Raw genomic sequence first — 25,974 nt, 5'->3', positions numbered from 1 at the left:
GCTACTCCTTGATTGATTGACAGATTGCCTGACAATCTGACATAAAGCAAGCACACCCATTCACGCCAACGTCTGCCGAGGCCGAAATGATACCTAGTGACTTCCTAAAATCCCTTTTTGACGCGGCTCTTGAAGCAGCGGACCCCTTCAAAGCGGTTCCCCCCTATTTGCCAGAAAAACCCAAGGGGCGCGTGGTTGTCGTCGGCGCTGGAAAGGCCTCCGCGCGCATGGCACAGGCAGTCGAAGCGCATTGGGGGCCGTGCGAAGGCCTCGTCATCGTTCCACACGGTGCGTCATTACCTTGTGAGGGCATCGAAATTGTGGAAGCGCGGCATCCCGTTCCCGACGAGGCGGGTGTTAATGCAGCCCGCAAAATTCTTGCGCTCCTAGAGGAGTTGGGGCCAGAGGATCTTGCGCTTTGCCTGATTTCTGGCGGTGGTTCCGCCCTGATGTCTGCTCCCGCGAAAGGTTTAACATTGCAAGACAAGCAATTGTTAAATAAACTTATTTTGGAAAGTGGTGCGGCAATAGACGAAATGAATGTGCTGCGCAAACACCTCTCGGCCATCAAAGGAGGTCGCCTCGCCGTAGCAGCCGCTCCTGCGCAAATTCTAACCTTAGCCATAAGCGACGTTCCCGGCGACTCGCCATCGATTATTGCCTCTGGCCCAACTGTACCCGACGCCTCCACCGTCGCGGACGCGCTTTCGATCATCGAGCGGTTCTCCATCGACCTTCCCGACCACATCCTTGACGTTTTAAAAGGCCCCGATGGCGAAACACCGAACGCCGACCATCCTGCCTTTACCAAAGCCCAAACCCACATCATCGCCGCCCCCCAAGCAAGCCTTGAGGCCGCCGCCGCTGTCGCGAAACGCGCTGGAGTGACCCCGATAATTTTGGGCGACGCAATTGAAGGTGAGGCCCGCGAGGCCGGAAAAGTTATGGCGGGAATCGCGACACAAATTAGCCGCCACGGCCAACCCGCACGTGGGCCGGCCGTCCTGATTTCCGGCGGAGAAACAACCGTGACCGTGCGTGCAAAACCGGGCAAAGGCGGGCGCTGTAGCGAGTTTTTGTTGGGCTTTGCCCTCGCCGCTTGGGACAATCGGGCAATCTCGGCATTGGCCTGCGACACAGATGGACGCGACGGATCAGAACATAACGCGGGGGCGATTTGGACGACCCAGACCCACGCAAAAGCCACCCGCGATGCGGCCTATACCGCACTGGCAAACCACGACGCCTATAGTTTTTTCGAAGGGATCGACGGTCTCGTTCAAACCGGACCGACCCATACCAACGTGAACGATTTCAGAGCGATTTTTGTGGAGACAACAGATGAAAATTGACCTTCTATATGGGCGCGAGGGCCTAGAACTAACCTTGCCCGAGGGCGCAAAGGTGACCGTCATTACAAAACCCGCGTTTCCCACGCCGGACTCGCCAGAAAATCTCATCGCCAATGCCCTAAGCAACCCCGTTGGCAGCGCGAATTTCGAGGCCCTGTGTCAGGGTCGCAGATCCGCATGTATCCTGATTTGCGACATCACCCGCCCCGTTCCAAACCATCTTTTCCTGCGCCCTATGATCGAGGGAATGATTGCTGCCGGCATTCCTAAAAATAAGATCACCGTCCTCATTGCGACGGGGCTTCATCGGCCCAATTTGGGTGAGGAACTCGAAGAATTAGTCAATGATCCTTGGGTATTAGAGAACGTTCAGGTTGAAAACCACTATGCGCTCAACGATGAGGATCACGTTGATTTAGGCGTCACTAAAGGACGCGGCGTTCCGGTCAAACTTGACAAACGACTGGTCGACGCTGATCTACGGATTGCTACGGGCCTTGTGGAGCCGCACTTTATGGCGGGCTATTCTGGTGGGCGCAAAGTTGTCGCCCCCGGTGTTGCGCATCACGAAACCATTCGCACGTTTCACTCGGCGCGGTTCATGGAAGACCCCGCCGCTAAGGAATGCAATCTGGTGGCCAATCCACTGCATGAAGAACAGCTCGAAATCGTGCAAATGCTGGGGGAAACCTACGCCTTAAACACCGTTATTGACGAAAAACGCAGGCTGGTTTTTGCAAGCTTCGGCGAGATCATCCAAAGCCACCTTTCCGCCGTTGAATTTGTGCGAGAGTTCACCGAAATCCCCGTGGGCCGGACGTTCAAAACGGTCGTGACCTCCGCTGCGGGTTATCCGTTGGACCAAACCTATTACCAAACGGTGAAAGGCATGGTCACTCCCCTCGATATCCTTGCGCCCGGAGGCACGTTGATCATCGCATCCCATTGCGGCGAAGGGCTTGGCTCGCCACATTTTCGGGCCGCGCAAGAAAAATTGGTTGCAATGGGCCCGACAGCATTTCTGGACTCCCTACTGGCTAAATCTCTTGCTGATGTTGACGAATGGCAGACCGAAATGCAGCTCAAACCCATGCGCGCGGGGCATGTGCATCTCTATTCATCGCACTTACCCGAAGCGGATTTCGCGGTCACGGGTATTTCCCGCGTCACAGACCTCACTGCAGCCATCGCCGCGAGTATCAAAACGCATGGCGACGCCGATATCGCTGTGATCCCAGAGGGGCCCTATGTGGTTCCACAGGCACGGAAAAAGGCATGAGCCGCCACCTTCACCTAGATGTTTTGGGCGGTATCTCGGGCGATATGTTCCTTGCGGCCATGTTGGATACATTTCCGAATTTTGCGCCGATTTTGCGCCAAGATATTTCCGATGCGGGGCTAGATTTCGCGGTTGGATTAACTGTTGCTACGGTCAAGAAAGCTGGGTTTAGAGCGTCGCAGGTCACCTTCAAAATTGAAACCGACGCCCCACCAACACACAACTGGTATGACATTAAAAAATTTATTAATGGCAGCGACTTACGGGATGAAGTAAAGGTAATTACCCTCGACATTTTCACCTACTTAGCTTCAGCTGAAGCGCAATGCCATAGCGTTAAAATTGACGCGGTCCATTTTCATGAGGTCGCCGATTGGGACTCCCTCGCCGATATTGTTGGCGCCGCAAGCATCATTGATCAAGCCGCCGCAACTTGGTCTGTGAGTGCACTGCCGCTCGGCTCTGGTCGCGTGAAAACACAGCATGGCTGGATTCCCGTTCCTGCCCCTGCGACGACCCTCCTCTTGCACGGCTTTGAGGGTTATGATGATGGTGTTAGCGGCGAAAGAATTACTCCGACCGGCGCCGCGATTCTTAAGTATTTGGAACCTGCAAAAGCGGCTCCTCCGGGGTCCGTTTGCAACACAGGCATGGGGGCAGGACAGAAGGACTTCCCCAACGTCGCCAATATCTTGAGGGTCTTAGAAACAACGTCGACCGTCGATGATATACAACAGGATATGGTCAGTGAAATCGCGTTTGAAATCGACGACATGACAGGCGAAGAACTGGCTATCTCAGTCGAATACCTACGCGAGACGGAAGGGGTAATTGACGTCGGATGTCGGCAAGAACTGGGGAAAAAAGGACGCAATCGCACGGCACTTCGCATTTTGGCGCTTCCCGCACAGCAAGACTCCGTCATACGCGCCTGTTTTATCCAAACATCAACGCTTGGAGTTCGATTTTCGACAGTTCGCCGAAAAATTCTGCGACGCACATCCGAAACGCATGCAGGCTGGCCAATTAAAACGGCCAACAGGCCCACTGGAAACACAGTTAAGGTCGAGAGCGACGCTTTGGCCCCCCTTTTGAGCCTTGCTGAGCGGCGCAAGCAAGCGCGTGAATCTGAAGGACTACGTGATGCATGATGTTCCGAAAGCCCTTGAGAAACTCGCCACATTTCAGCGTTTGCGCAAGGTTGTTATGCAATCCCCAAACTTGACAGTAGCCGTGAGTGGTGGCGTTGATAGCCTAACGCTTGCCACGATTGCGGGACGCATCAATGGGCAGGTCACTGTGGCCCACGCGCTGTCACCTGCCGTTCCGAGCGAAGCCACGCAGCGCGTGATAGACATGGCGCGAACTGAAAACTGGACGCTTAAAACACTCAACGCCCGAGAGTTTGACGACCCAAATTACATTAAAAACCCCCATAATCGCTGCTATTTCTGTAAAAGTAATCTCTATGCACGCATCCGTCAGGAATGCCACGGAGACCTAGCTGCTGGCACAAATTTGGACGACCTTGGCGAATACAGACCCGGATTGATTGCTGCGAAAGAGAATAACGTTTTACATCCTTTTGTAGAGGCCAAAATCGACAAATCGGAGTTGCGAAACTTCGCGCGGTTGCTGGGGTTGCCGGATATCGCCACATTGCCCGCACAACCCTGTTTGGCCAGTCGCGTTGAGACCGGCATTGCCATTTCCGCCGGCGACTTGGCGCTCATCCATAAAATCGAGACTGCCGCGGCCACGATGATGGATGCGGACGACATTCGGTGTCGCCTCACGCCAAACGGGTTGCGACTGGATACAAGTTCCAAGCCGAGCGAAGCGGCCCTTCAAGCGGTCAAAACGCTTTGCGAAATGGCCGGAAAACCTTTCGTAGGCCATGCAGCCTATAGTCGAGGGAGCGCGTTCATCATGCCGATATCATCATGAAATCACACACAAATATTGATTGGGATCGTAAAGCGAGAACGTCCCTCCCCGAAGTAATTTATGCCGAAAATAAGTCTGTGGAACATCTATTGGACATTTTTGACGCACATGTACAATCCCAGACGCCACTATTGATGACCCGCCTGACGGACGCACAATTGCACGCGTTGGCTCCTCACAATGTTCTCTGCGATTTGGTTGCACGAACGGCAGTCTTTCGGGCGCCAAAAATCGCGCCGAATGCACCAAAACTGGCCGTGGTGACGGGTGGAACGTCCGACCATAAGGTTGCGCAGGAAGTTATTTCAACAGCGCAGTTTTTTGGTTTAAACGCAGTGCTCTTCGCCGATCTAGGCGTCGCTGGATTGTGGCGATTGCAAGAACGTCTACCGGAATTACGCGAATTTCCATTGATAGTTGCAATTGCAGGTATGGAAGGTGCGCTTTTTTCGGTCCTTGCCGGATTAGTCTGTGCTCCGGTAATTGCTGTGCCAACGTCCGTCGGCTATGGCGTTTCCCAAGGCGGACAGGCGGCCCTCACCTCAGCTTTGGCAAGTTGCGCACCTGGTGTCTTGACCGTAAATATCGACAACGGCTTTGGAGCTGCCGCAGCAGCCGCCAAAATATTGCGCCCTACTGCGGTTTCCGAAAAAGACACTGGTGCTATCGTTTTCTAACGAAATGTGACAACCCCTTGTGATGTTGGGTCGTCGTTTTCAGCGGCCATTGGTTTGACTTCGGGCAATGGCCCCGTCCCATAAAGTCGGAAAACGCCGGCACTGGGCGTATCTTTGGAAACGTTTTCTTCCTGCGCCGCAAGCCGTTCTTTTAAATGCTCCTCTTGAAGCAGGTTAAAAAGCCGTTCCCGCTTTACAACAACATTTCGAAAACGTTTTTGCACTTTATTCTTTGCGTCTGCTGTCCCATTTGACACATCTGTGCCACCTTGAGAAATATCTTGGTGTATGCTCATAAACCCATCCTAAAAACCCAAATCACCCGCTTTGGATCATGCAGACTGAATCTTAATAATCCGCGAAACTTTTCGGTTTGCCTTGAATTTTATACATTTATCGTGCGTTTTGGAGGTCAGGGCGCTTCTGATGCGATTGCCGTCAAAGTCATTAAATTACCGCGAAATACATGAACTTATTGGCACAAGGTATTGATATGGAGATATTTTGTGCCATTTACTTCTGGAGGCGTTTTCCTCAAACCTTGCGACACGGGATATTATCCCCCCTGAAGCCCATTTTTCAAGTCATTGAGCATAGGGGATTTCCTTAATTGGCTTTTGCATACCGCTTTGAATTTATAAGATAAATACCTGTCGCCACGCCCTCATCTAGTCTTTGAGGCGACCTCAAATAAACGCCATATCCACAAGAGATTGGCACCGGAGTATTGAGTAATACAAGGATAGTATTTTTGAGAATTGAACCAATCCGAGCAGCTTCCGCACGAAAAACCACCTGCCAGAGAGTGTAGAGGAAATCGCTATTCGTGATATAGCCCTAGGACCCTAATTCCGGTCCCTCTTAGCGTAATTGATCGGTTCGTGCCACGTGGTCACTGCCAACTGAATCTGCCTTAAATAAGGTGAGTCAGGCCTATGTCTGTGAAATTTTCGACGCAGTTCATGCCGCTATGGGCGCTGTTTTACAAACAGACGTAAATTTAGATTAACGATCTCAGTTTAATACGAAAATATTTCCTTGCCATAAGGATGGAGACGAGCAAGTTTTTCTGGGTACCAGCGAAAACGCGCCGCTCAATACCGAGGTTATTTGAATGTTGCAGAGCAATCTTGACGCTTGAATGAGACCAAATCACGTTACTGAACCGCGCCAGTTTAATTGGGCGATCCACAGCATAAAACCCGAATTAGGCTGGAGCTTTGGTTGTGCCCAAATTTCTAATGTGCGCGGATATTCCCATGTGTTCTGGCATTGCTTCTCACAGTATTCCTCGCCGAAATCATAAAATCCTCAGACCAAGCACCCCGTTTATTTTTCATTGGGTCCGTACCGGACTATATATGAGCGTGTCTGGCTGGGATTAGCGTCGCTCGCACGTATCACCTTGAAACCGACAATCTACTTCTTTAGCTATAAAAACAGATTCTTTAACGGTGCCGTCGCGAACTTGAATCAGAATAAGTGAAGTAAACACGTACCTAACAAAGTGACATGCGTAAGTTGAGGAGCCGCCACGAATGACAAGAATTACTGAGGTCGGACGTTTTGGGTTCGGTACAAAAGCCGAAACGCTGCAGGGACTTGGACCAAGTCTTGAGCAGTCGATCATCCCAGACTTTAGCTTTATTTCGGTTGAGGAGTGGGTCAATAATAACGAGAGTGTGATTGACACTCTGACACGTCGTTTCAAGCACAAAAAAGTTGCGGTTCGCTCCTCTGCGCAGGGTGAAGATAGCAATGAATCGACAATGGCTGGCGAGTTTGAGTCCCTTCTAGATATTAACGGCGGCGACACAGACAGCCTCTCTCAGGCGATTGATACTATTATCGAGAGCTATCCGGGGGGCTTGGAACTCTGTGAGCGCAATCACCAAGTTCTCATTCAAGTCTACGTCAACAATGTTTCGATGAGCGGCGTGGTCTTTACCCAAGACCTCAATACTGGTGCCCCCTATTACGTCATTAACTATGATGACGTTTCAGGACGAACAGACAGTGTTACGTCGGGCGAACAGAACGGTCGCACGCTCTTCGTACATCGCAATTCGCAACACACACTGAATTCTCCACGTTTTAGGGCCGTGCTTGATGCGGTGGCTGAAATCGAAGCGGTCACAGAAATTGATGCGCTCGATATCGAATTCGCCGTCGACAAAGACAACCGCGTCTTTCTGTTCCAAGTGCGCAAGATCACAACCCAAGCAAACTGGAACCGCGGCATGGCGCTGCGCATCCGCGATGCCATCAAAAGCATGTCAGCGTTTGCGGCGACGAGGTTTCAGCCGCTGAGCGGTGTCTACGGCAGTCGGTCTCTCTTCGGGCAGATGCCCGACTGGAACCCCGTCGAAATGATCGGCTCACGACCACGGCCCCTCGCGGTGTCACTTTACCAGCGCCTGATTACGGATAGAACATGGCGTTTGGCGCGCAAACAAATGGGCTATGCCGAACCGCAAGGCTCCCCATTGATGTATATGTTCGGTGGACAGCCGTATATTGATGCGCGTCTGAGCTTCCATTCCTACCTGCCCGCAGACCTCCCTCCCGCGATCGGTCACAAGCTCGTTGATGGTTGGGTACAACGCCTGTCCGACAATCCGCAGTTGCACGATAAGGTCGAGTTCGACGTTGCGATCACCACGCTTTCTTTTGATTTTGATAAGCGATTTGAGGAGCAGTGCGCTGGTCTTCTCGATGATGGGGAACGCGATATTTTCAAGGATTGCCTGCAACGCCTGACCCATTCCTTGATAACGTCGCAAACCGCATCGATTGAAAGTGAACTTGAAAAAATTGAAACGCTGTCGCGCAAATGCGATGAACGCGCGGGTTACCACAGTCAAATCGATCTTTCGTCGGTTGCCGCGCTCCTAGAAGACTGCGTCGATCTGGGCACGGTGCCGTTCTCTATTCTGGCACGGCACGGATTTATTGCCCAGTCGTTCCTGAAATCGCTGGTCAGTTTGGATGTGCTTACGCAAGCGGATATGGATGCCTTCATGGGGACGGTCAATACCGTTGCCGGGGACCTTGTTAGCGATATGCGCAAGCTCTCGGACGGCAAACTTGATCTTGGTATTTTCCTCAATCGCTATGGCCATTTGCGGCCCGGCGCCTACGACATTCAGTCGATGCGCTATGATAGCCGTCCTGAATTGATCGAGCGGATGCGCAACGCGCCTGTGGTCGAAACCAGTGATCCAGAGGGGCTGGAAGTCGGGTTTGTGCTTTCTGATGACAAGAAAGCGAAAATCCAGTCGTTGCTGGATGATTTTGGGTACGACACGAATGTCGATACGTTGTTTGACTATATTGGCAAGGCAACAGAAGCCCGTGAATATTCCAAATTTGTGTTCACGCGAAACCTTTCTGACGCGCTCGAAGGTATCGCGGCATGGGGGCAGCGGAATGGCCTGAGCAGGGACGAGCTTTCCTTCATCCCGATCCAAACAATCCTCGACGTCAATTCGATGAACAAGGGCCGCTCTACCGAAGAGTATCTGCGCAGCACTGCCGAAACCAACATGAAGGATTATCAAGTCACCATGGGGCTCCACCTGCCCTACCTCATCAAAGAGGTCAGTGATTTTCACATCGTTCCCCTGTTGATCAGCCGTCCAAACTTCATAACGTCGAAGTCAGTGGAGGGTGAGATCGTTCATTTGACTGGGAACGAAGTGGACGACAAAATCGATGGTAAAATCGTCGTCATCGAGAGCGCCGACCCCGGTTTTGACTGGATATTCACCCGCAATATCCTTGGCCTTATCACCAAGTTCGGCGGCGCAAATTCCCATATGGCAATCCGGTGCGCAGAGTTCCGAATTCCGGCGACAATCGGCGCCGGCGAGCAGTTATTTGAGCAGGTTTTGGCCAGCAGCATGGTGGAACTGAATTGTGCCCAAGGTACCCTTAAAACCACCACCAATCGTATCAGATGATAATTGCAATAACACAGCGGGTTGTGGAAAATCCGTCCTATCCTGATCGGCGCGATGCGCTTGGTCACGACTGGATTCGGGCCTTCGGCGAGCACTTTCCCGAGGCCGTGCTGGTGCCCGTCCCTAACAATCTGCCGGATGTCAGCGCATGGCTCGCCGCGGTTCGGCCACACGGCATAATCTTGTCGAACGGAAATGACTGGGGCGACGCCCCTGAGCGCGACGCGACCGAAACACACTTATACGAGCATGCGCTCAAAACGAATTTGCCTCTGCTTGGGGTTTGTCGCGGACTACAGGTCATCCATAAATTGACGGGTGGCGAAATCGAAACCTCGGTTTCTGATGCGACAGGTCATTCGCACACCGCCGTGCGTCATGACATTGGAATTAGCACCGCCCCCTTTCGCGAGATTGCCGGTAGCGGCGTTTTGACCGTGAACAGTTACCATAATCAGGGGGCGTTGCTGTCCGGCGGCGTGGCACCCGAGTTTGAGGTTTTTGCGACGGCTGGCGATTGCGTCGAAGGGTTTGCGCACCGCTCAAAACCAGTGCTCGCGATCCAATGGCACCCCGAGCGGGACGGCGGATCGCCTGCATTTGATTTTACCGTCATCAGGAAGCTATTTACGGACGGTGCTTTCTGGACCTGATCAAAAGAGCGTTGACTGGAACGATCCAGCCAAACGAAATCTAAACTATGAGCGTGGTGACATCATGACAAAGAAAGCAATTATTCTAGCAGCAGGACGTGGCAGTCGGATGCGCGAAATGACCAATGACCGACCCAAAGGGTTGGTGAAACTTGCGTCTAAGCCCTTGGTTGCATGGCAAATCGACGCGTTGCGCAGCGCCGGTATCGACGACATCGTCATCGTCACGGGATATCGCGGCGAGCAGTTTGCGCCCTACGCCGATCGAACCATCCCGAACGATGATTGGGCAAACACCAACATGGTGAGCAGCCTGATCTGCGCGGCCGCAGAAATTGACGGGCCCGTGATCATTAGCTATTCGGACATCGTTTATGCGCCCTCCATCGTGAAAAAACTTATGGCGGCACCGGGTGATACCGCCTTGGCCTATGACAAAGACTGGCTCACGCAGTGGAACCGCCGCTTTGAGGACCCGCTTTCGGATGCCGAAACATTCCGTATCTCAAACGACAACATCCTCACCGAGATCGGCGGCAAGACAGACTCTCTCGCTGAGATCGAAGGGCAGTATATGGGACTGCTGCGGTTTTCACGTCAGACAATCGATGCAATTTTGTCGGTGACAACGGAGGAAGAGCGTCCCAAAATGGATATGACGTCGCTTCTGATGCGTCTGATTAATGCGGGTCATACAATCCATGGCGCGGCGATTTCTGGTGGTTGGTGCGAGGTCGACAGCACGTCTGATTTGCGCGTGGCCCACGAGATCGTTGACGAAGGTCAACTCACTCTTGAGGCATAAACCTAACGTAAATATGCGGCTTTTGGCCCGTAGACTTTCAAGGAGTAGTCAATGGTAATCTGGGTGATTGGCCTGTCCGGTGCGGGTAAAACAACGGTGGCGCGGCGTGTGCACGAACTGTGGGCACATGCGGCCCCCAATACTGTGCTTGTCGACGGCGACGAAATCCGCGACATCATGCGCGAGAATATTCAGCCGGATTCACACGAGCTTTCTGGACGGCGGCGCAACGCAGAGCGGATTTTTCGGCTTTGCCGTTGGCTGGACCGGCAGAACATCAATGTGGTGTGTTCGATCCTGTCGATTTTCCCCGATTTGCGCGAAGACAATCGTCGGGAGTTTTCGAAGTATTTCGAGGTCTTTTTAGACGTTCCGATGGACGAGTTGGTGCGGCGGGACATCAAGGATATTTATGCAAAGGCGTTGCGCGGGGAACGCACCCATGTGGTTGGCGTTGATATTCCGTTTCCACGGCCCGAGACCGCCGATCTGATCATCGACAATTCCAAACCGGGCCTTGATGTCGACGCTGTGGCACGGCAAATCCTCGCGGCAAATGGTGTTAAACTATGAGTCAATTGGGCTACCCTTACGCCGAAGGCAACCGCCTTAACGACCGCAATACTTACTTTTATACACCTGCGGTCGGCGCACCGATGGTGCAAGCGTGGCGCGCGTCCCGTGACGCGGTTTTGGCGGAATTGCCGCAGCCAGCAGCCCAGCCATCCGAATTCCCTGTAACAAGCACGTCGCAGCTTCCAGAGAATGGCGCGGTTGTGACCGCAGACCTCCTTGAGCAACTCATGGCAGAGCTGCAAAAGTCCGATCAATCCGGCAAAGCTGGTTTTTGGCTCGACCGGCTTGTTCACAAGTTCGAAACGACAAAGTATTTGCACCGCGCCTATGACAAAAATTTTCGCGCCATCGATCGCACCAAGCGCGAAGACCTTGACCTTTACGTGCGCTTTGCCGAAGTTTTAGTGATCTCGTTCCAAGCTGACGGAAAATTGCCAAAGCTAAACGCGTTATTGAAGGTCATCGACACCCTTTGCTCGGTTCGAAGCCAACTTTCGACTGATCTACAGCGTCGCTTGGCTGGCCTTATTCAAAACGAAGAAGGTATTACGGCTAAGTTGGCGGGGTAATTGAATTCTCCATGCTTGGGGTTTCGGCATGGCTTTCCCTTAGGAACCCGATCTTGCTCTAACATTCCGGACCTTCTCTGCGTCGCAATTTATGGGACACTTAGGCTGGTAGAGCACGTACAGTGTTTACCGCGGACGTTTCCCCATAGGTGGAATTGCGCCAGTGGACTTAAAAATGTGTACCTCAGGTTGAGCCCGTCGCACATGATAGGTTTTTAACCGCCAAGATACCATAATTGGATACATTGCCAATCCAAACAGCTACACCTATAATATTTTGATACTGCGCGAGAAAATTGGCGCGAGTGATGACGTTTTTTGGTACTATCGGTGAGGGTCTCATGACATTGCAAGGAGTTGTGTTTCTGGCAGCAGACACTGCCAGATCAAGTGCGTATGCACAGGCGATGGTCAACTCGGGTTTAAGTCCTCAAGCCACCCTTCTTTTTGGAATGGGTTCCAAAGCTAGACTTGGACAGGCCGAACAACTCGCGCGCTCTCCTGAAATCAAGGGTGTTTTCACCCCCACGCTCGGCGTGCCACTAAGAGAAGTATGCGAAAAGTTCGGCACATCGGTGCAAGACCTTAGCGCGCAAAGTATTTCGGACCAAAGCATCAGAGACCGCCTCACAGAGCTTCAACCAAAACTTGTTATTTATTCAGGATTTGGAGGCGAATTGGTGCCCGGCGACTTGTGTAAGAACTGGAAGTTCCTGCACCTGCATTCGGGGTATTTGCCAGAGTATCGCGGGAGCACAACGTGTTACTATAGCCTTCTCGCCGAAAATCGGTGCGGCGTGTCGGCAATCTACTTAAGCCCCGACATTGACACCGGCGACATTGTCGCGAAGGAACATTACGCTCCGCCCACCCGCGAAATCGATATTGACTATATTTACGACAGCGCGATCAGGGCAGATTTACTGGTGAAGGTTCTCAAAAACTACGCGGCATCCGATGGGAACCTGAAAACTGTTGAGCAAGATGACACTGAGGGGCAGACCTTCTATGTTATTCACCCGGTGCTTAAAAACATAGCGATTGAACATGTCAAATCCGGCGAGGTTAAAAGTGCCACCTAAGTCATTAATTTATAGAATAGGAGGTCGGGCCAAACGTGATCTAGCCCACCTCAGAAGCACTCTGTTTCGGCAAAAAAATGATCAAACTGTAGTGGCCCCTGTAAAAGGGCAGCGCGCAATTACGCACTTCGTGCCACGGGTCGCTCTCGCCGTCCGCGATCTTGAAATGCTCAATCATTACAAAGGCATCTTGCTGAATATGCCCCGAGAGTCGACTTGCGTTCTTGGGTCGTGGGACGTGGCAGAAGAAAAAGACCCCATCATTGCTTTCGCGCGCAAGCATGGCTACCAAGCCATCTCGCCAAAGCGTGCCTATGAGACCGGAATGAAGTTTGCCGTCATGGTCAGCCATCATCCGTTTATTTTTAAGGACCAGAATAGACCAAAGCTGGTCGATCTTGCACACACCCATGTACGCCTGATGTATGCGCTCGGCAAGGCTGGCTGGAATTTCCGAGAGTGGAACAAGATGTATCATACCGTCTTGTGTTGGGGGCCGTATCACGCTGAAATGTTAGCGAAATATCCGAAAATTCAAACAAAACAGATCGGCTATCCGCGATTTGATTCCTACTTCGACAATTCGCTGAACCGTGACAAGATTTTGCAAGATCTAGGATGCGACCCGAAAAAACTGGTCGTGACGTGGCTTCCAACATGGTCGACGCTGTCTTCCGTGGCTACCTATTCCGACGCCGTCGCAAAACTAAAGGATGACTATAATCTTTTAGTGAAACTGCATCCAGGAATGTACGCCGATGCCAAGAGCATGGAAATTCTGCGGAAAAACGGCATACCATTGTTATCTGATCGCTATATCAACAACGTGCAAATGTTCTATGTGACCGATTATGTTTTGGCGGATTATGGCGGATCCCCCTTTGGCGCAATCTACACTGGGAAAAAGCTTCTCCTACTGAATATCGAAGACGCTGCGCAGAGCAAGCTTATGGGCGAAGACTCTCTGGATCTGAAAATTCGCGATTGGGTGCTCAACATCGATGCTGATAAGCGGTTTGATATCCCGAAAATTCTCGCGGACGATACGATATGGGAACGTCAGATGTCTCAGTATGCCGATGAAAGGGCGTATTTTTTTGCACCCTACCATGGGAATTCCGGTCGTGTAGCGGCTCACACGTTGCTCGACATGCTTCTGAATGAGATCACGTCCCCGTCGCGGATGATCTCGTAGACATTTGCCGGGTTACCTTTCGTCGGACGATTACAGATTTGCGCGTTTCGTTTTAATCGGACGAGTGATCGCCAAATGAGAGGTGGCACGAGCCATTTATCAAAGCAGCTCAGTGTGCCAACTTACTTGAACCCATGGAAAGCAAGACCAAAAACTGATTGGCTCATTGTTGTGTTTGAAACAATATTCCATACACGCCCCGTATAAGGAGAAGAGTGCTTCAAAGGCATTTTCTACAAATGGTCCAAGGACTTCATGGAAGCTGGCAAGAAGCGGCTCGCAGGCGATGCGGCGCGGGCCGCGAACACGGACACCGTGACTGATGTATGCAGCGGACTTCCATGCGATTGCACATTCTAAGGCTAGCGAGATGAAAAATGTCGCACACGTCCTGCCAAGCCCCCAACACGAGGGATGCGTTCTAATTTTTCGTTCCAATGCCTTTTGCTAAAAGATCGAAAACCAAGCGGATACGCAGATTTGTTTTAAGCTCTCGGTGGGCCACCAACCAAGTCTCAATGCTGATTGGCTCAAACGCCAAGTATGGGTTTTCGAGCTCCGGATAAACCTCGCCGATCTCGATTGGAAGAATGCCAATCCCAAAGCCTTGCCGGACAAGTTCGAGGGCAAGTGTTGCACTCGAGGTGGAAAAATTGAAATTTGCGGTCGTTAGGTTCAGCCCACGTGACGCCATCAAGCCAAGCCGCAGTTCAGGCTGGTCGAAACCGACAAACTTCAGCCCTTCAAGATCCGTGAGCGTCTTTGGGCGCCCTACTTCGTCAAGGTATTGTTTTGAAGCGAAAAGATGTGCCGTCGTATCCCGAAGCCGCTTTGCAAACAGGGTCTCGTCTTTGGGTCGACTATGACGGATTGCTATGTCAGCTTCACGCCGCCGCAAATCACTTAACTCATTTGATGCGATAATCTCGATCTGAAGATCTGGCGCGGTTTTGCGCAAATTTTTAAGGACGGGCGGCAGAAAATGCGTCGCCATCAGGTTTGTGGCTGAAATCAACACATGTCCGGTCACCGCTTGGGATTGGCCCGTTGCGACAACGGATATGCTGTTTGCTGCATCGCCCATCGTCCGAAAATGTGCAAGCAACTCTACGCCTGATTGTGTCAGTAAAAGCGCGCGCGATGTTCGTTCAAAGAGTGTCACTCCAAGCGCTTCTTCGAGGCCCGCGACCTGGCGGCTCAACGTTGGTTGTGTCAGCCCAAGCGCACGCGCGGCCGCGGATAGTGACCCTTCCTCAGCGGTCACAAGAAATGCCCTTGCCTGATTCCAGTCGAAAGCTGATCGTTTCCACTCCATCATTTACGTATACCAAACCAAGAACGATACGCAATTCCGTATCTGTAATCCGCATTCTATATTTTGCCATCGACCAACTTTAGGCAGGCAAAAGATATGACGCAGCCAGAAAACAAAAACCTCAGGCCTTCGCTCCCCCCTGCGGTGGAAAAGGCAATCCCCATGACCTCTCGTCGCATTGGCTCTTGGGAAGTCCTCATTAATAGGCGGCCGCTCTCCCCTGCGGACCTTGCCAGCCGGTACGACGCGGTCTCGGGTCATTGGCAGCGAACGGCCCGTCACTTTCAACTGGAAGCCGCGTATCAAGCACCTCTTTTAACCTCTCGGGTCGCAACAGTTCTTAAGCAGGTTGGGCCACAGGCGCGGATCCTTGATTGCGGGATCGGGAGTGGAAGCCTGTCGATTGCGCTCGATAGTATCCTGACGGGTCCGGTCGAATACCATGGAATTGATACCTCTGCCGATATGCTGGCGCAGGCCAGCTCCACGATGCAGCACGCCGGGTTGCGCGCGCACTTTAAGCAAGCTGATGTTCTGTCATTGCCATATGATGATCAGTCTTTTGACGTGGTTATGGCCGCGCATGTCCTTGAACATCTGCCGGATCCACAACGCGCGCTCAAAGAGATGATCCGCGTTCTAAAACCAGCCGGGATGGTGTTCGTTTGCATGACGCGCCCCTCACTTTTCGGCGCACTTGTCCAACTCAGGTGGCGCACATGGGCGATCACAGAACAACAGGGCGTTGCGTGGCTGCAAGATTGTCAGCTTGTCGATGTCGGACACCAGCCGGTTCACCTCGGCTCCTGTGCTGGCGTCGCAAGCACGGCCTTTTGGGCGCGGCGGCCACAATGATTACTTCAAATCTAAAAGCCTCCAAACTTCGCTTAGGAAAATCCGAATGGGTCGCCCTTGGCGTAATCTTTGTCTATTCGTTCATTCCGGTCATTGGCGGGTTGATACGGGTTCTTGAGCTTGCAGGCGGGCCACAAATCGCACCAGCTAACACACGGGCATTGCTTGCTCCACTCCCTATCACACTCCACATCCTCAGCAGCATTATCTTCTGCGTTCTTGGGGCCTTACAGTTCATACCAAGCCTGCGACGCCAACGTCCGGCGGCGCATCGCGCAATCGGCCGAGTGATTGCGGTGGCGGGATGTGTTTCCGCCCTCACAGCTGTTTGGATGACGCATTTTTATGACTTTCCCAAAGCGCTTCAGGGGGCCACACTTTATTGGGTGCGGATGGTCTTGGGCACGTCAATGATCGGACTCATCATCTGGGCCGTGATTGCAATCAGATCCCGCAATATTTTTCAACATAGCGCGTCGATGGTGCGGGCTTATGCTATCGCTCAAGGTGCGTCGACCCAAACTGTCGTGGGCATCACCTGGATCATTGCTGTCGGCTCCGAAGCGATGGGCCCCCTGCGCGACGGGCTGATGATCTTCGCATGGGTGTTTAATCTGCTGGTCGCAGAGATTTTGATTCGGTCAACGCTAAAGCCGGAAAAGCGACCGGGTCTTAAAAGATAGGATGGCGGTTTCGATGCTGTCCGCGGCCCTAGCGAGAGGTGACGTCAAGCCGAGCGATACGGTTGTCGAATTCTCAGGAGGAAGCACCGGAACGGCTCTGGCATTCGTATGCGGAATGCTGGGCTTGAAGTTCATTGCTTTATTTTCGGATGCGTTTTCTCATTCAAAACAGTAGGCGATGGAAGCTTTCGGCGCGCGGGTTCTGGTTGAAAAAAGCGTTGATGGCAATATCACGCACGAGCTCGCGGAGCGTATGAAACAACGTGCACTCGCACTGGCGGTGCAACCATCCCACTACTATGCAGATCAATTTGGCTCTCCTGATGTTCGACGGGGCTATATGCCGATGGGGCAGGAAATCACCCGTTCGCTTGAAGGGGACTTCGACGTTTTATGTGCCGCAGTCGGAACAGGTGCTGCTATGATGGGAACGCTTGACGGAATGCATGAGCTTGGAGCCAAACCAAAAGTCATTTCCCTAGAACCGTCGCAGTCACCACTTTTAACTACGGGAATGTCGGGCGGACACAGGTTCGAAGGCATTGCTGTTTTTCCCGAGCCTCCTTTTCTTGACAGATCCGTCTTGAGTGATGTGCGAACTGTGGATCAAAACAAGGGAGTCGAGATGTGTCGTCGCCTTGCCCGCGAGGAGGGTATCTTCGGAGGTGGTTCGACTGGCCTGAATGTTTGCGCAGCAATAGACCTCTCAGTCGAACTTGGATCGGGAAAAACGCGTCGTGACTTTTGCTTGTGACAACGGCATGAAATACCTTGGGGGACACATTTACAGCTGAGACAGATCACTTGCTCGCCGCAATCAACGATCTTCGGGCTGAGCGACAACTTGGTCCGCGTTACGGACAGCAGCCTAGGATCAATACCTGTCCGGAAAAAGCGGTCGTCGTTTTTGTCCAAGTTTAAAAGGTCACTGAAATCGCAAAGCGACTTTAGGCCACAATCCCTTGGCAAAACAGCGTTTTCATTTGTCACTTTCATGGTCACGGGCAACGAAGCCGACATTCGCGCAGAACTCAGCATCATGTTTATTGGGCTCAGCCCCACCGTTCGCTGCGTTTGTTTCCAACTCCGCTCTACGGGACGAAGCTAACGTTAGACATAGCTCTACAAGTTGCCGGGCTCGAGCGATTACGGCTTATTGTTCAGGCTACGGCCAGAGAGGTTTTGACGTGTTACCGGCATATTTTTTAATCTTGAGGTGGTTTGCGTGAGAGCCGCGCCAATTCGGCCCTCACCGAGGTCTCAACTAAACTGAGCGATTTGCTGTTTCCGGCCCGAATGTGTTCTTGATCTCGGCAACAAGATCAGCAGGAAAGCCACCTTCTTTTGCATGACGATAGATTGCCTCAGCATTCTGGGCCTCGTGCACGCAGTAGAGCTTGTCGCCGGCTGCATATGTATGGTGCCAGACGTAAGGGACACCAAGCCCATCCACAACCGCGTTGGATTTTTGCGAAATATCGCAAAGTTGGTCGGCAGTAAGTTTTTCAGCACCGGGAATATTTCTTTCAACGATGAATTTGGGCATTTTATTCTCCTTTGATATCTGGCGCGCCAAACCCGCGCGTTGCTCGCATCATCTCCAGTCACATGTTAAGTATCGTATGCTCCTGCCGATAACTGCGTCATTCTTCAAGTATTAAATTGAATTTGGCATTTCCCGTAGTTAAAAATGGTTTCTGATCTTTAAGTAAGGCTATCATATGTCTAATATTGATTTGCACTATCTTCCCGCCCTGACGACACTTCGTGCCTTTGAGGCGACGGCGCGGATGCAGGGGTATTCTGCCGCAGCAAGAACGCTGAACGTCACACCTGCCGCAATCGCACAGCAGGTGCGTAAGCTTGAGGTCGAACTCGGCACTCCACTGGTTCAACGCGAAGGCCGAGGCTTGGTGCTAACTGAGGCGGGACGTCATCTTGGCCTGTCACTCCGCGAGGCCTTTGCTTTGATTTCAAGTGGCGTTTCTGAGGCCCGACGCATGCAAGAAGATAAAGGAGTCCGGGTTTCCACGACCCACTATTTTGTCAATTCTGTCATATTACCGAACCTCAGCGATTTCTGGTCGCAGAACCCCAATACAAAGGTTTCGTTTGTTCCTGATGGGAATCAGAGCCCGATCGATCTCGAAAACTTTGATATTGCTATTCGCGGCCTTCGAAAGGGTGTCACATGGGAAGGGTATGCGGCGCAGACGCTGCTTGAGGCACCGATAATAATCTGCGCCGCCCCGAGCTTGCTGAGCGGCGGAAAGTCGGACCTGTCCACGTTGCCGTGGGTGGCCGAACACGGTTTCAAGGAAACCGAGTTGCACGAATTCGTCCGGCGCGCGGGTTTCGATCCGGAAACGATGCGGATCGTCGATCCTGGCGATGCAAGGTACGAAATGGAAGCTGCGCTTATGGGGTTTGGACTGATGCTTACCCCTGAAGTCATTGTGCGAAAGCATCTGAACGACGGGACGCTTGTCTGGGTCGACACACCACTGGATGAGACGGTTGTTTACCAAGCGATTTATCGCAAGGGCACAATGGCGAAACCGGTGCGTGCGCTTCTCGATTGGCTCACAGCATTGTGCCCACCTCTATCCTATCATGGCCGCCCCTTTTGAAACACAACGGCCGACCGCATTCTTCTCGTTTCCTGACATTCAATTTGCCGATCATGATTGCTATGTCGCTTATTTTGACTGGTCTTTTGCTGGCGCGGCCGCAGATAAGCCGGGGCGTGGGCGCGGGAATGATACTAGGTTATCTGGGCTATATTATCGCAGCACAACGATGGAGGCGCGATCCTCGGATCATCATATCCGAGATTAGTTGTTGGGGTTATTGTCGACTTTGGGGGCCAACGTCCTCAAAGCAGCCGCTGGCACCCGAGCAGAAAAATGGTGATCTGGGCTCGTTGCCGCCGTTAGTAGCAAAAGTCACCAAGGTCTTCTCTGGGACGAAAGTGGCGGCACATCGTTGATCGGTAAAACCATATTTGGCTAGATGGATGAGCTTCAATGCAATTGGAAACAACAAGGTGGATTGCAGGGCGGATAGAAAACCTCTGTATCCACCTAAATCAGTAATATATCGCCATTTTCAAAAGATTTGTGGTGCCCAAGGGGGGACTCGAACCCCCACGTCTTGCAACGGGGGATTTTGAATCCCCTGCGTCTACCATTCCGCCACTCGGGCCACGAGGTGGATGTAGCCTGTCATGGCGCTGGGGAAAAGAGCAAAAACGCACGGGATGCTATTTTTTTACGAAAAAGCGGTGCGGCGCGCTAAATCCAAATAAGTGCGAGGCTTGGGACCGCCAAAAGGAGTGCGACGCGCAGGATGTCGGACGCTATGAACGGCAAAACACCGCGATAGGTTTGGCCAATGGGCACATCCTTGGCGAGTCCGTTGATAATAAAGAGATTCAATCCTACGGGTGGCGTGATCAGGCCGATCTCGACGGTTACAAGCGCGAGGATACCAAACCAGATGGCGGTGGCTTCGGCAGTCAAACCAAAGTCTAAGGTTTCGATGATCGGAAAGAACACAGGCACGGTCAGAAGGATCATCGAAAGCGAGTCCATCACACAGCCAAACACGAGGTAAAACACCAACATTCCAAGCAATACAATGATCGGAAGCACGCCAAGTCCCCCTATCCACTCAGCAAGGGTTTGTGGGGCCTGTGTGAAGGCCAAGAAGGTGTTAAACAGTTGAGCGCCCAAGAGAATTAGGAAAATCATCGCGGTCGCGGACGCCGCAGCGAGAACGCTTTCCACGAATCCACTCCACGTTAAGCCCCCAGTTGCAGCACCATAAAGGCCCGTAATAACCATGCCGATTGCCGCGCCTTCGGTGGGGGTAAACAGCGCCTGAACCCCAGGCTTCACCCAGTTCCAATCCGCCGCGATTCCTCCCATTACGAGGGCAAAAATCAGGATCACGGGCCAGACCGCGAGAAGCGATTTCAGGCGCTTGGCATAGGCCACTTTTGGCGCGCGTAAATCACCGCTTTCGCGGGACACCATCAGGCGCACAACAATCATGTACCCCACGGCGGCCAAAATACCGGGAACAATGGCGGCGGCAAACATCTTGGCGATGTTTTGCTCCGCGAGAATGGCGTAAATCACCAATATCACCGAAGGGGGGATCAGTATTCCAAGGGTGCCGCCCGCGGCCAAAACACCTGTCGCCAAGGCATCGGAATACCCCGCGCGGCGCATCTCCGGGAGGGCCACCTGCCCCATCGTGCTGGCCGTCGCAAGCGAACTTCCACAAATCGCGCCAAACCCTGCACAAGCGCCCACTGTCGCCATGGCCACCCCACCGCGCCGATGCCCGAGCCAGTCAGCAGCGGCCTGAAAGAGTGCCCGACTCATGCCCGATTTTGTGGCGAATTGCCCCATCAACAGAAACAGCGGCACGATCGACAGAGAGTAGCTTGAGAACGTGTCATAGCTGAGGGTTTTAAGCTGGTTTAGCGGTGCGGAGGCACTGCCTCGAATGATCCAAATCCCAACAAATCCGGTGATCCCCATGGCTACCGCCACTGGCACGCGCAGGAAAATAGCCACAAGCATGAGGGCAAACCCAATGAGCGCGATTTCCACTCCGGTCATGGTTTTGTCCCTTTAATATCAGCGGTAAACTTCAAAATCGCTACGAGGGCAAACAGCGCGGCCCCAATCAGACAGAACCCGAAAGGGAGCCAAATCTGGATCTGAAGCTCATAGGTGGTTTCTGGATAGAAGGGTTTGCTGCCCATCGAGAATACCGACCGAAATACCTCGCTTCCATAGGGGAATTTCTCGGCGAACCCAAGGTAGAAGCGCCACAGGATAACGGTAGCAATCAGGGCCACCAACCCATCGGAAATCCCGCCCAACACCCGAAACACGCGCGGACCAAACCGCGCGGCCAAAACGTCAACGCGGACGTGTGCGCCGGTCATATGGCCCCATGGAAGAAAGGAGAAAACGGCGATCCCTGTGGCCAGTTCAATCAGCTCAAAATCGCCTGAAATAACTTCCAGCCCCACCGCGCGCGTGCCCACCGAAATTACCGTTACCAGTGCTGCCAAAATCAACAATACCCCCCCAAACAGCGCATAGGCCTGCACCATTTTTCGCACGAAGGGGGGATAGGAAATTTCACGGTCCATCATGGCGTTCTTTTGCGGGTTTTGCCGTCGTCACGCAATAGTTTATCTAACGGGGTAACTTTGCCTTTAAAATTGGCGCTTCATCGCGTAGACAAACCAACATTAGACCGTGAGAAACGGCCTTCAGGCGCAATAACTTAAAGAGCAGCTATGCTACGATCTCTCTATAACTGGACGATGTCCCTCGCCCAGAGTCGGTATGCAATTTGGGCCCTTGGGGTTATTGCTTTTGTCGAAAGCTCAGTTTTCCCGATTCCCCCTGATGTCCTGATGATCCCGATGATTATCGCCCGCCCGTCCAAGGCGTGGCTTATCGCAGGCGTCGCGCTTGTTGGCTCAGTACTGGGCGCATTGCTTGGGTATTATATCGGCTCTGGGTTGTTTGAATCCGTGGGCCGTCCGGTTCTCGAATTCTATGGCAAAGAGCATTATTTCGCGGAGTTCAGCACCAAATACAACGAGTGGGGCGCTTGGGCGGTCTTGATCGCGGGGATTACACCCTTCCCGTTCAAGGTCATCACGATCCTGTCCGGCTCCACGGGGCTCAGCCTGCCGATTTTTATCGTCGCGGCTATCATCGCACGTGCCATAAGGTTCTTTGTTGTCGCGGCCCTTTTGCGGGTCTACGGTGAACCAATCCGCGACTTTATCGAGCGCCGCCTCGGCTTGGTATTTATCGTTTTTGTCGTATTGCTGCTGGGCGGATTTTACTTTGTGAAGGTGCTATAATGAACAAAACACTCGTAATTATCGCAAGTTTTGGCTCTTTGGCGATGCTTTTGGGCGCCTTCGGGTTTCAGTATATCGGCGGCCTTGCGCCCTGCCCGATGTGCCTGTGGCAGCGCTACCCCCATGCCGTGGCCTTTATTTTAGGCGTACTTATACTCGCTGGTGGCCCGCGTATTCTCGCCGCCCTTGGTGCCATCGCCGCCCTCACCACAAGCGCGATCGGCCTGTTTCATACCGGCGTTGAACGCAACTGGTGGGAAGGCCCGACGACCTGCACATCTGGCCCCGTTGCCAACCTAACGCCTGAGGAACTGATGGCGCAAATCATGAGCGCGCCCTTGGTGCGCTGTGACGAAGTGGCGTGGGAAATGTTTGACCTCTCGATGGCCAGCTGGAACGCGATTGGTTCCCTCATCCTCGCGTTCGTTTGGATCGCAGCATGGCGCAGCCGCGCCTAAACCACCTGCTGTGAGCGCATAGAGCGAGTCGTCAAAAGCAGATTGGTCTCGCTGGTTTGCACCCCTTCGATGCGGCGAATATCAGAGAGCACGCGGTCAAACGCCTCAAGGCTATCGGCATTGATCTCGACAATCAAATCCCATTTTCCGTTGGTGGAATGGACCTCTCGCACCGAATTTTGCCCCAGCAATTGATGCAGCACTTTATGGGTGCCACGCCCCTCGATCCCCAGCATCATCAGGCCGCGCACGGGGGCTTGGGCGACGTCCTCGCGCAGACGCACCGTGAAATCCACGATATCGCCGCGCGCCACAAGGCGCTCCATGCGCGCGCGCGCCGTTGTGCGGGACGTTTTGAGCTCTGCTGCGAGCTCTGAAAGGGTTTTGCGCGCGTTCTTGCGCAAGGCAGCGATGAGGTTCCTATCCAATTCGTCCATAATCACTTCCGATTTGATACAACTGCCTCCATTTCATACGAATATGGGGCTTCTGTCCATCCATTTCGCAGATCAATCTAGGGTATCTCCGCTTTCCCAACCCACGAGAACCCCATGACCGACACCAAACAAAACTCCACCTGCGTCTTGATCGGCGCGCCCATTGATTGCGGTAAAGCCCGCGCGGGATGCTTGATGGGGCCGGACGCCCTCCGCACCGCAGGGATCGCAACCGCCCTGAGCGAGCTTGGATTCAACGTCGAAGACTGGGGCAATTTCGCACCTGATTTGGGGCCAGAAGTTGCCTGTGACAATCCAGCCGTCCACGGTTTACGCGAGACAATTGGCTGGGCGACAGCGCTGCGCCGCGAAGGTGCGCGCGCCATGGAGGTTGGGACGCCGATATTTATGGGCGGCGACCACGCAATGTCATTAGGAAGCGTCGCGGGTGTTGCCGATTACGCCGAACGCCAAAAACGCCCCTTGTTCCTGCTCTGGTTGGACGCGCATACCGATATTCACACCTTGGCCACCACCACTTCCGGCAACTTGCATGGCACCCCCGTCGCCTATGCCATGGGGCTTGCGGGGTTCGAAGGGTTCGCCCCTATGCCCACCGTCCCCGGCGCACACATTTGCTATCTGGGCCTGCGTTCAGTGGACGCGTCTGAGCGCGCCGCCGTCGGTAAACATGGCCCCACAGCAATTGATATGCGCGCGATTGATGAACACGGTATTGCCGCCCCTCTGGAGGCGTTTCTTGCCCAAGTGCGCGCAGCAAATGGCCTGCTGCATGTCTCGCTGGATGTCGATTTTCTGGACCCGTCAATTGCGCCCGCCGTTGGCACTACGGTTCCGGGTGGCGCGACCGTGCGCGAGGCGCATTTGGCGATGGAAATGCTTTGCGACAGTGGCCTGATGCGCTCGCTCGACCTCGTTGAACTCAACCCGTTTCTGGATGATCGCGGCCGCACAGCCGAACTGATGGTCGACCTCACAGCCTCACTCTTTGGCCGTCGCGTCTTTGATCGCGAAACAACACGTTACTCTTAAAAACAACGCCCTTTTCCACAAGGATACCAAAAATGAACAAGCCCAACCTCGCCCCATCCTCCCTCGCCTATGTGCCTTTCGTCTCGGTTCAAAACATGATGGCTTTGGTCCATAGCATCGGGATCGAAGACTTTATGAAGGGCCTCGTGGCTTACCTCGAAGAAGATTTCAAAAATTGGGAAAATTTCGACAAAACACCGCGTGTCGCCAGCCATTCCGCCGAGGGTGTGATCGAGTTGATGCCCACCAGCAATGGCGAAATCTATGGCTTTAAATATGTGAACGGCCACCCCAAAAACACTCATGAAGGCTTGCAAACCGTCACCGCCTTTGGCCTGCTGGCGACGGTCGACACAGGCTATCCTGTGTTGCTTTCAGAAATGACCATTCTGACCGCGCTGCGCACCGCCGCGACCTCGGCCTTGGTGAGTAAACACCTGATGCCAAAGGGCGCGACAACCATGGCCGTGATCGGAAATGGCGCGCAAAGCGAGTTTCAATGCCTTGCCGCCAAAGCGATCTGCGGCATCCAAAACGTCCGCCTCTATGATATCGACCCCGCAGCGACCAAAAAAGCCGTGCGTAACCTCACAAATCAGGGGCTCGATGTGACGTCCTGCACTTCGCCGGAAGAGGCCATCGAAGGGTCACACATCATCACCACCTGCACTGCCGACAAGCAATGCGCGACCATCCTGAGCGACAATATGGTCGGTGCGGGTATCCATATCAACGCGATTGGCGGCGACTGTCCGGGCAAAACAGAACTGCATGTGGACATCCTAAAACGCAGCGATATTTTCGTGGAATACCCGCCGCAAACCCGTGTTGAAGGCGAAATCCAAGCCCTTGCTGAAGACTACCCTGTCAACGAGATTTGGAAAGTGATTGCGGGCCTAGAGACAGGGCGCACCTCGGCCAACCAAATCACCCTCTTTGACGGTGTCGGCTTTGCCATCGAGGACTTTTCTGCCCTGCGCTATGCGCTCGATCAAATCCAAGGCACAGCGTTTATGCAGCAGCTCGATATGGTCGCTGACCCCGATGATCCGCGTGATCTGTTCGGGATGGTGCTGCGCGCGAAGCCAAATCGGGGATAAATCCCTAAAAAGGGCTGGAATTCGTGGATTTCCGGCCCTAATTCCGCTCGCCCCATTGCGCCCTATATGCAGGG

At 53.2% G+C, this 25,974-nt stretch carries 25 protein-coding genes, 1 tRNA gene and 1 pseudogene; 20 read left to right on the top strand and 7 right to left on the bottom strand.

What is annotated here, in order from left to right:
• The first annotated feature begins 86 nt into the window (after window positions 1-86).
• From AB9F27_RS08550 to larB, 5 genes are read left to right on the top strand one after another with little or no spacing between them, the layout of a single operon-like run.
• Entirely contained in the window at window positions 87-1,352 is a 1,266-nt protein-coding gene (locus AB9F27_RS08550; protein WP_335584432.1) for a glycerate kinase, read from the top strand.
• A complete protein-coding gene (gene larA / locus AB9F27_RS08545; RefSeq protein WP_369757651.1) occupies window positions 1,342-2,631 on the top strand; it encodes a nickel-dependent lactate racemase in 1,290 nt (429 codons plus the stop codon). The genes AB9F27_RS08550 and larA overlap by 11 nt, the downstream gene beginning before the upstream one ends.
• Complete coding sequence (locus AB9F27_RS08540; protein WP_335584430.1) at window positions 2,628-3,782, top strand: LarC family nickel insertion protein; 1,155 nt, start codon at window positions 2,628-2,630, stop codon at window positions 3,780-3,782. Before larA ends, AB9F27_RS08540 begins: the two co-directional genes overlap by 4 nt.
• A complete protein-coding gene (locus AB9F27_RS08535; protein ID WP_335584429.1) occupies window positions 3,775-4,578 on the top strand; it encodes an adenine nucleotide alpha hydrolase in 804 nt (267 codons plus the stop codon). Before AB9F27_RS08540 ends, AB9F27_RS08535 begins: the two co-directional genes overlap by 8 nt.
• A complete protein-coding gene (gene larB / locus AB9F27_RS08530; RefSeq protein ID WP_335584428.1) occupies window positions 4,575-5,255 on the top strand; it encodes a nickel pincer cofactor biosynthesis protein LarB in 681 nt (226 codons plus the stop codon). The genes AB9F27_RS08535 and larB overlap by 4 nt, the downstream gene beginning before the upstream one ends.
• Here the strand turns inward: larB and AB9F27_RS08525 are convergent.
• Window positions 5,252-5,551 carry a hypothetical protein gene (locus AB9F27_RS08525; RefSeq protein ID WP_335584427.1) on the bottom strand — a complete coding sequence of 100 codons (300 nt, stop codon included), beginning with the start codon at window positions 5,549-5,551 and terminating at the stop codon, window positions 5,252-5,254. The two genes, larB and AB9F27_RS08525, sit on opposite strands and share 4 nt — an antisense overlap.
• Window positions 5,552-6,793: 1,242 nt before the next feature.
• Here AB9F27_RS08525 and AB9F27_RS08520 point away from each other — a divergent pair.
• From AB9F27_RS08520 to AB9F27_RS08490, 7 genes are all read left to right on the top strand, one after another.
• Window positions 6,794-9,217 (top strand): PEP/pyruvate-binding domain-containing protein, encoded by a 2,424-nt coding sequence (locus tag AB9F27_RS08520; protein ID WP_335584426.1) that lies wholly within the window; start codon window positions 6,794-6,796, stop codon window positions 9,215-9,217.
• Window positions 9,214-9,870 (top strand): gamma-glutamyl-gamma-aminobutyrate hydrolase family protein, encoded by a 657-nt coding sequence (locus AB9F27_RS08515; protein WP_335584425.1) that lies wholly within the window; start codon window positions 9,214-9,216, stop codon window positions 9,868-9,870. Before AB9F27_RS08520 ends, AB9F27_RS08515 begins: the two co-directional genes overlap by 4 nt.
• A 64-nt stretch (window positions 9,871-9,934) precedes the next feature.
• On the top strand, window positions 9,935-10,675 hold the full coding sequence (locus tag AB9F27_RS08510) for a phosphocholine cytidylyltransferase family protein (RefSeq protein WP_335584424.1): 741 nt from the start codon (window positions 9,935-9,937) through the stop codon (window positions 10,673-10,675).
• A 51-nt stretch (window positions 10,676-10,726) separates the two neighbouring features.
• On the top strand, window positions 10,727-11,248 hold the full coding sequence (locus AB9F27_RS08505) for an adenylyl-sulfate kinase (RefSeq protein WP_335584423.1): 522 nt from the start codon (window positions 10,727-10,729) through the stop codon (window positions 11,246-11,248).
• Entirely contained in the window at window positions 11,245-11,820 is a 576-nt protein-coding gene (locus tag AB9F27_RS08500) for a hypothetical protein (RefSeq protein ID WP_335584422.1), read from the top strand. The genes AB9F27_RS08505 and AB9F27_RS08500 overlap by 4 nt, the downstream gene beginning before the upstream one ends.
• 341 nt (window positions 11,821-12,161) lie before the next feature.
• The gene (locus tag AB9F27_RS08495) at window positions 12,162-12,902 is read left to right on the top strand and encodes a formyltransferase family protein (protein ID WP_335584421.1); all 741 of its coding nucleotides are present in this window, start codon (window positions 12,162-12,164) and stop codon (window positions 12,900-12,902) included.
• Between the two features lie 91 nt (window positions 12,903-12,993).
• Window positions 12,994-14,097: a CDP-glycerol glycerophosphotransferase family protein gene (locus tag AB9F27_RS08490; protein WP_335584420.1), complete on the top strand. Its 1,104-nt coding sequence runs from the start codon at window positions 12,994-12,996 to the stop codon at window positions 14,095-14,097.
• Between the two features lie 421 nt (window positions 14,098-14,518).
• Here the strand turns inward: AB9F27_RS08490 and AB9F27_RS08485 are convergent, their stop codons facing one another.
• The gene (locus tag AB9F27_RS08485; RefSeq protein ID WP_335584443.1) at window positions 14,519-15,412 is read right to left on the bottom strand and encodes a LysR family transcriptional regulator; all 894 of its coding nucleotides are present in this window, start codon (window positions 15,410-15,412) and stop codon (window positions 14,519-14,521) included.
• 162 nt (window positions 15,413-15,574) lie between these two features.
• On the opposite strand from AB9F27_RS08485, the gene AB9F27_RS08480 reads away from it, so the two are divergent.
• The 3 genes and pseudogenes from AB9F27_RS08480 (at window position 15,575) to AB9F27_RS08470 (ending at window position 17,704) form a co-directional block, all read left to right on the top strand.
• Complete coding sequence (locus AB9F27_RS08480) at window positions 15,575-16,267, top strand: class I SAM-dependent methyltransferase (RefSeq protein ID WP_335584419.1); 693 nt, start codon at window positions 15,575-15,577, stop codon at window positions 16,265-16,267.
• A complete protein-coding gene (locus tag AB9F27_RS08475) occupies window positions 16,264-16,950 on the top strand; it encodes a DUF2306 domain-containing protein (RefSeq protein ID WP_335584418.1) in 687 nt (228 codons plus the stop codon). Before AB9F27_RS08480 ends, AB9F27_RS08475 begins: the two co-directional genes overlap by 4 nt.
• Before the next feature lies 1 nt (window position 16,951).
• Window positions 16,952-17,704: pseudogene (locus AB9F27_RS08470) on the top strand (PLP-dependent cysteine synthase family protein).
• 510 nt (window positions 17,705-18,214) lie between these two features.
• Here AB9F27_RS08470 and AB9F27_RS08465 read toward each other — a convergent pair.
• Window positions 18,215-18,496, bottom strand: coding sequence for a DUF4242 domain-containing protein (locus AB9F27_RS08465; RefSeq protein WP_335584417.1), 282 nt, complete (start codon window positions 18,494-18,496; stop codon window positions 18,215-18,217).
• Between the two features lie 175 nt (window positions 18,497-18,671).
• On the opposite strand from AB9F27_RS08465, the gene AB9F27_RS08460 reads away from it, so the two are divergent.
• Window positions 18,672-19,580 carry a LysR substrate-binding domain-containing protein gene (locus tag AB9F27_RS08460; RefSeq protein ID WP_335584416.1) on the top strand — a complete coding sequence of 303 codons (909 nt, stop codon included), beginning with the start codon at window positions 18,672-18,674 and terminating at the stop codon, window positions 19,578-19,580.
• 490 nt (window positions 19,581-20,070) lie between these two features.
• Here the strand turns inward: AB9F27_RS08460 and AB9F27_RS08455 are convergent.
• From AB9F27_RS08455 to AB9F27_RS08445, 3 genes are all read right to left on the bottom strand, one after another.
• Window positions 20,071-20,154, bottom strand: a tRNA-Leu gene (locus AB9F27_RS08455).
• An 89-nt stretch (window positions 20,155-20,243) separates the two neighbouring features.
• On the bottom strand, window positions 20,244-21,581 hold the full coding sequence (locus tag AB9F27_RS08450) for a TRAP transporter large permease (protein WP_335584369.1): 1,338 nt from the start codon (window positions 21,579-21,581) through the stop codon (window positions 20,244-20,246).
• Window positions 21,578-22,126, bottom strand: a complete 549-nt coding sequence (locus AB9F27_RS08445; RefSeq protein ID WP_335584368.1) for a TRAP transporter small permease — start codon at window positions 22,124-22,126, stop codon at window positions 21,578-21,580. Before AB9F27_RS08445 ends, AB9F27_RS08450 begins: the two co-directional genes overlap by 4 nt.
• A 147-nt stretch (window positions 22,127-22,273) precedes the next feature.
• On the opposite strand from AB9F27_RS08445, the gene AB9F27_RS08440 reads away from it, so the two are divergent.
• Both AB9F27_RS08440 and AB9F27_RS08435 read left to right on the top strand, forming a co-directional pair.
• A complete protein-coding gene (locus AB9F27_RS08440; RefSeq protein ID WP_335584367.1) occupies window positions 22,274-22,852 on the top strand; it encodes a YqaA family protein in 579 nt (192 codons plus the stop codon).
• A complete protein-coding gene (locus tag AB9F27_RS08435; RefSeq protein WP_335584366.1) occupies window positions 22,852-23,310 on the top strand; it encodes a disulfide bond formation protein B in 459 nt (152 codons plus the stop codon). The genes AB9F27_RS08440 and AB9F27_RS08435 overlap by 1 nt, the downstream gene beginning before the upstream one ends.
• Here the strand turns inward: AB9F27_RS08435 and AB9F27_RS08430 are convergent.
• Window positions 23,307-23,747, bottom strand: coding sequence for an Lrp/AsnC family transcriptional regulator (locus tag AB9F27_RS08430; protein WP_039003594.1), 441 nt, complete (start codon window positions 23,745-23,747; stop codon window positions 23,307-23,309). The genes AB9F27_RS08435 and AB9F27_RS08430 overlap by 4 nt on opposite strands.
• Before the next feature lie 114 nt (window positions 23,748-23,861).
• Here AB9F27_RS08430 and rocF point away from each other — a divergent pair, with 114 nt between their 5' ends.
• Window positions 23,862-24,800 carry an arginase gene (rocF, locus tag AB9F27_RS08425; RefSeq protein WP_335584365.1) on the top strand — a complete coding sequence of 313 codons (939 nt, stop codon included), beginning with the start codon at window positions 23,862-23,864 and terminating at the stop codon, window positions 24,798-24,800.
• Between the two features lie 32 nt (window positions 24,801-24,832).
• Window positions 24,833-25,900, top strand: a complete 1,068-nt coding sequence (locus tag AB9F27_RS08420; RefSeq protein WP_335584364.1) for an ornithine cyclodeaminase — start codon at window positions 24,833-24,835, stop codon at window positions 25,898-25,900.
• Window positions 25,901-25,974 lie beyond the last annotated feature (74 nt).

This window comes from Falsihalocynthiibacter sp. CO-5D18 (assembly GCF_041205445.1).
GTDB lineage: Bacteria > Pseudomonadota > Alphaproteobacteria > Rhodobacterales > Rhodobacteraceae > Falsihalocynthiibacter > Falsihalocynthiibacter arcticus.
This window is presented reverse-complemented; position numbering and strand designations above follow the sequence as displayed.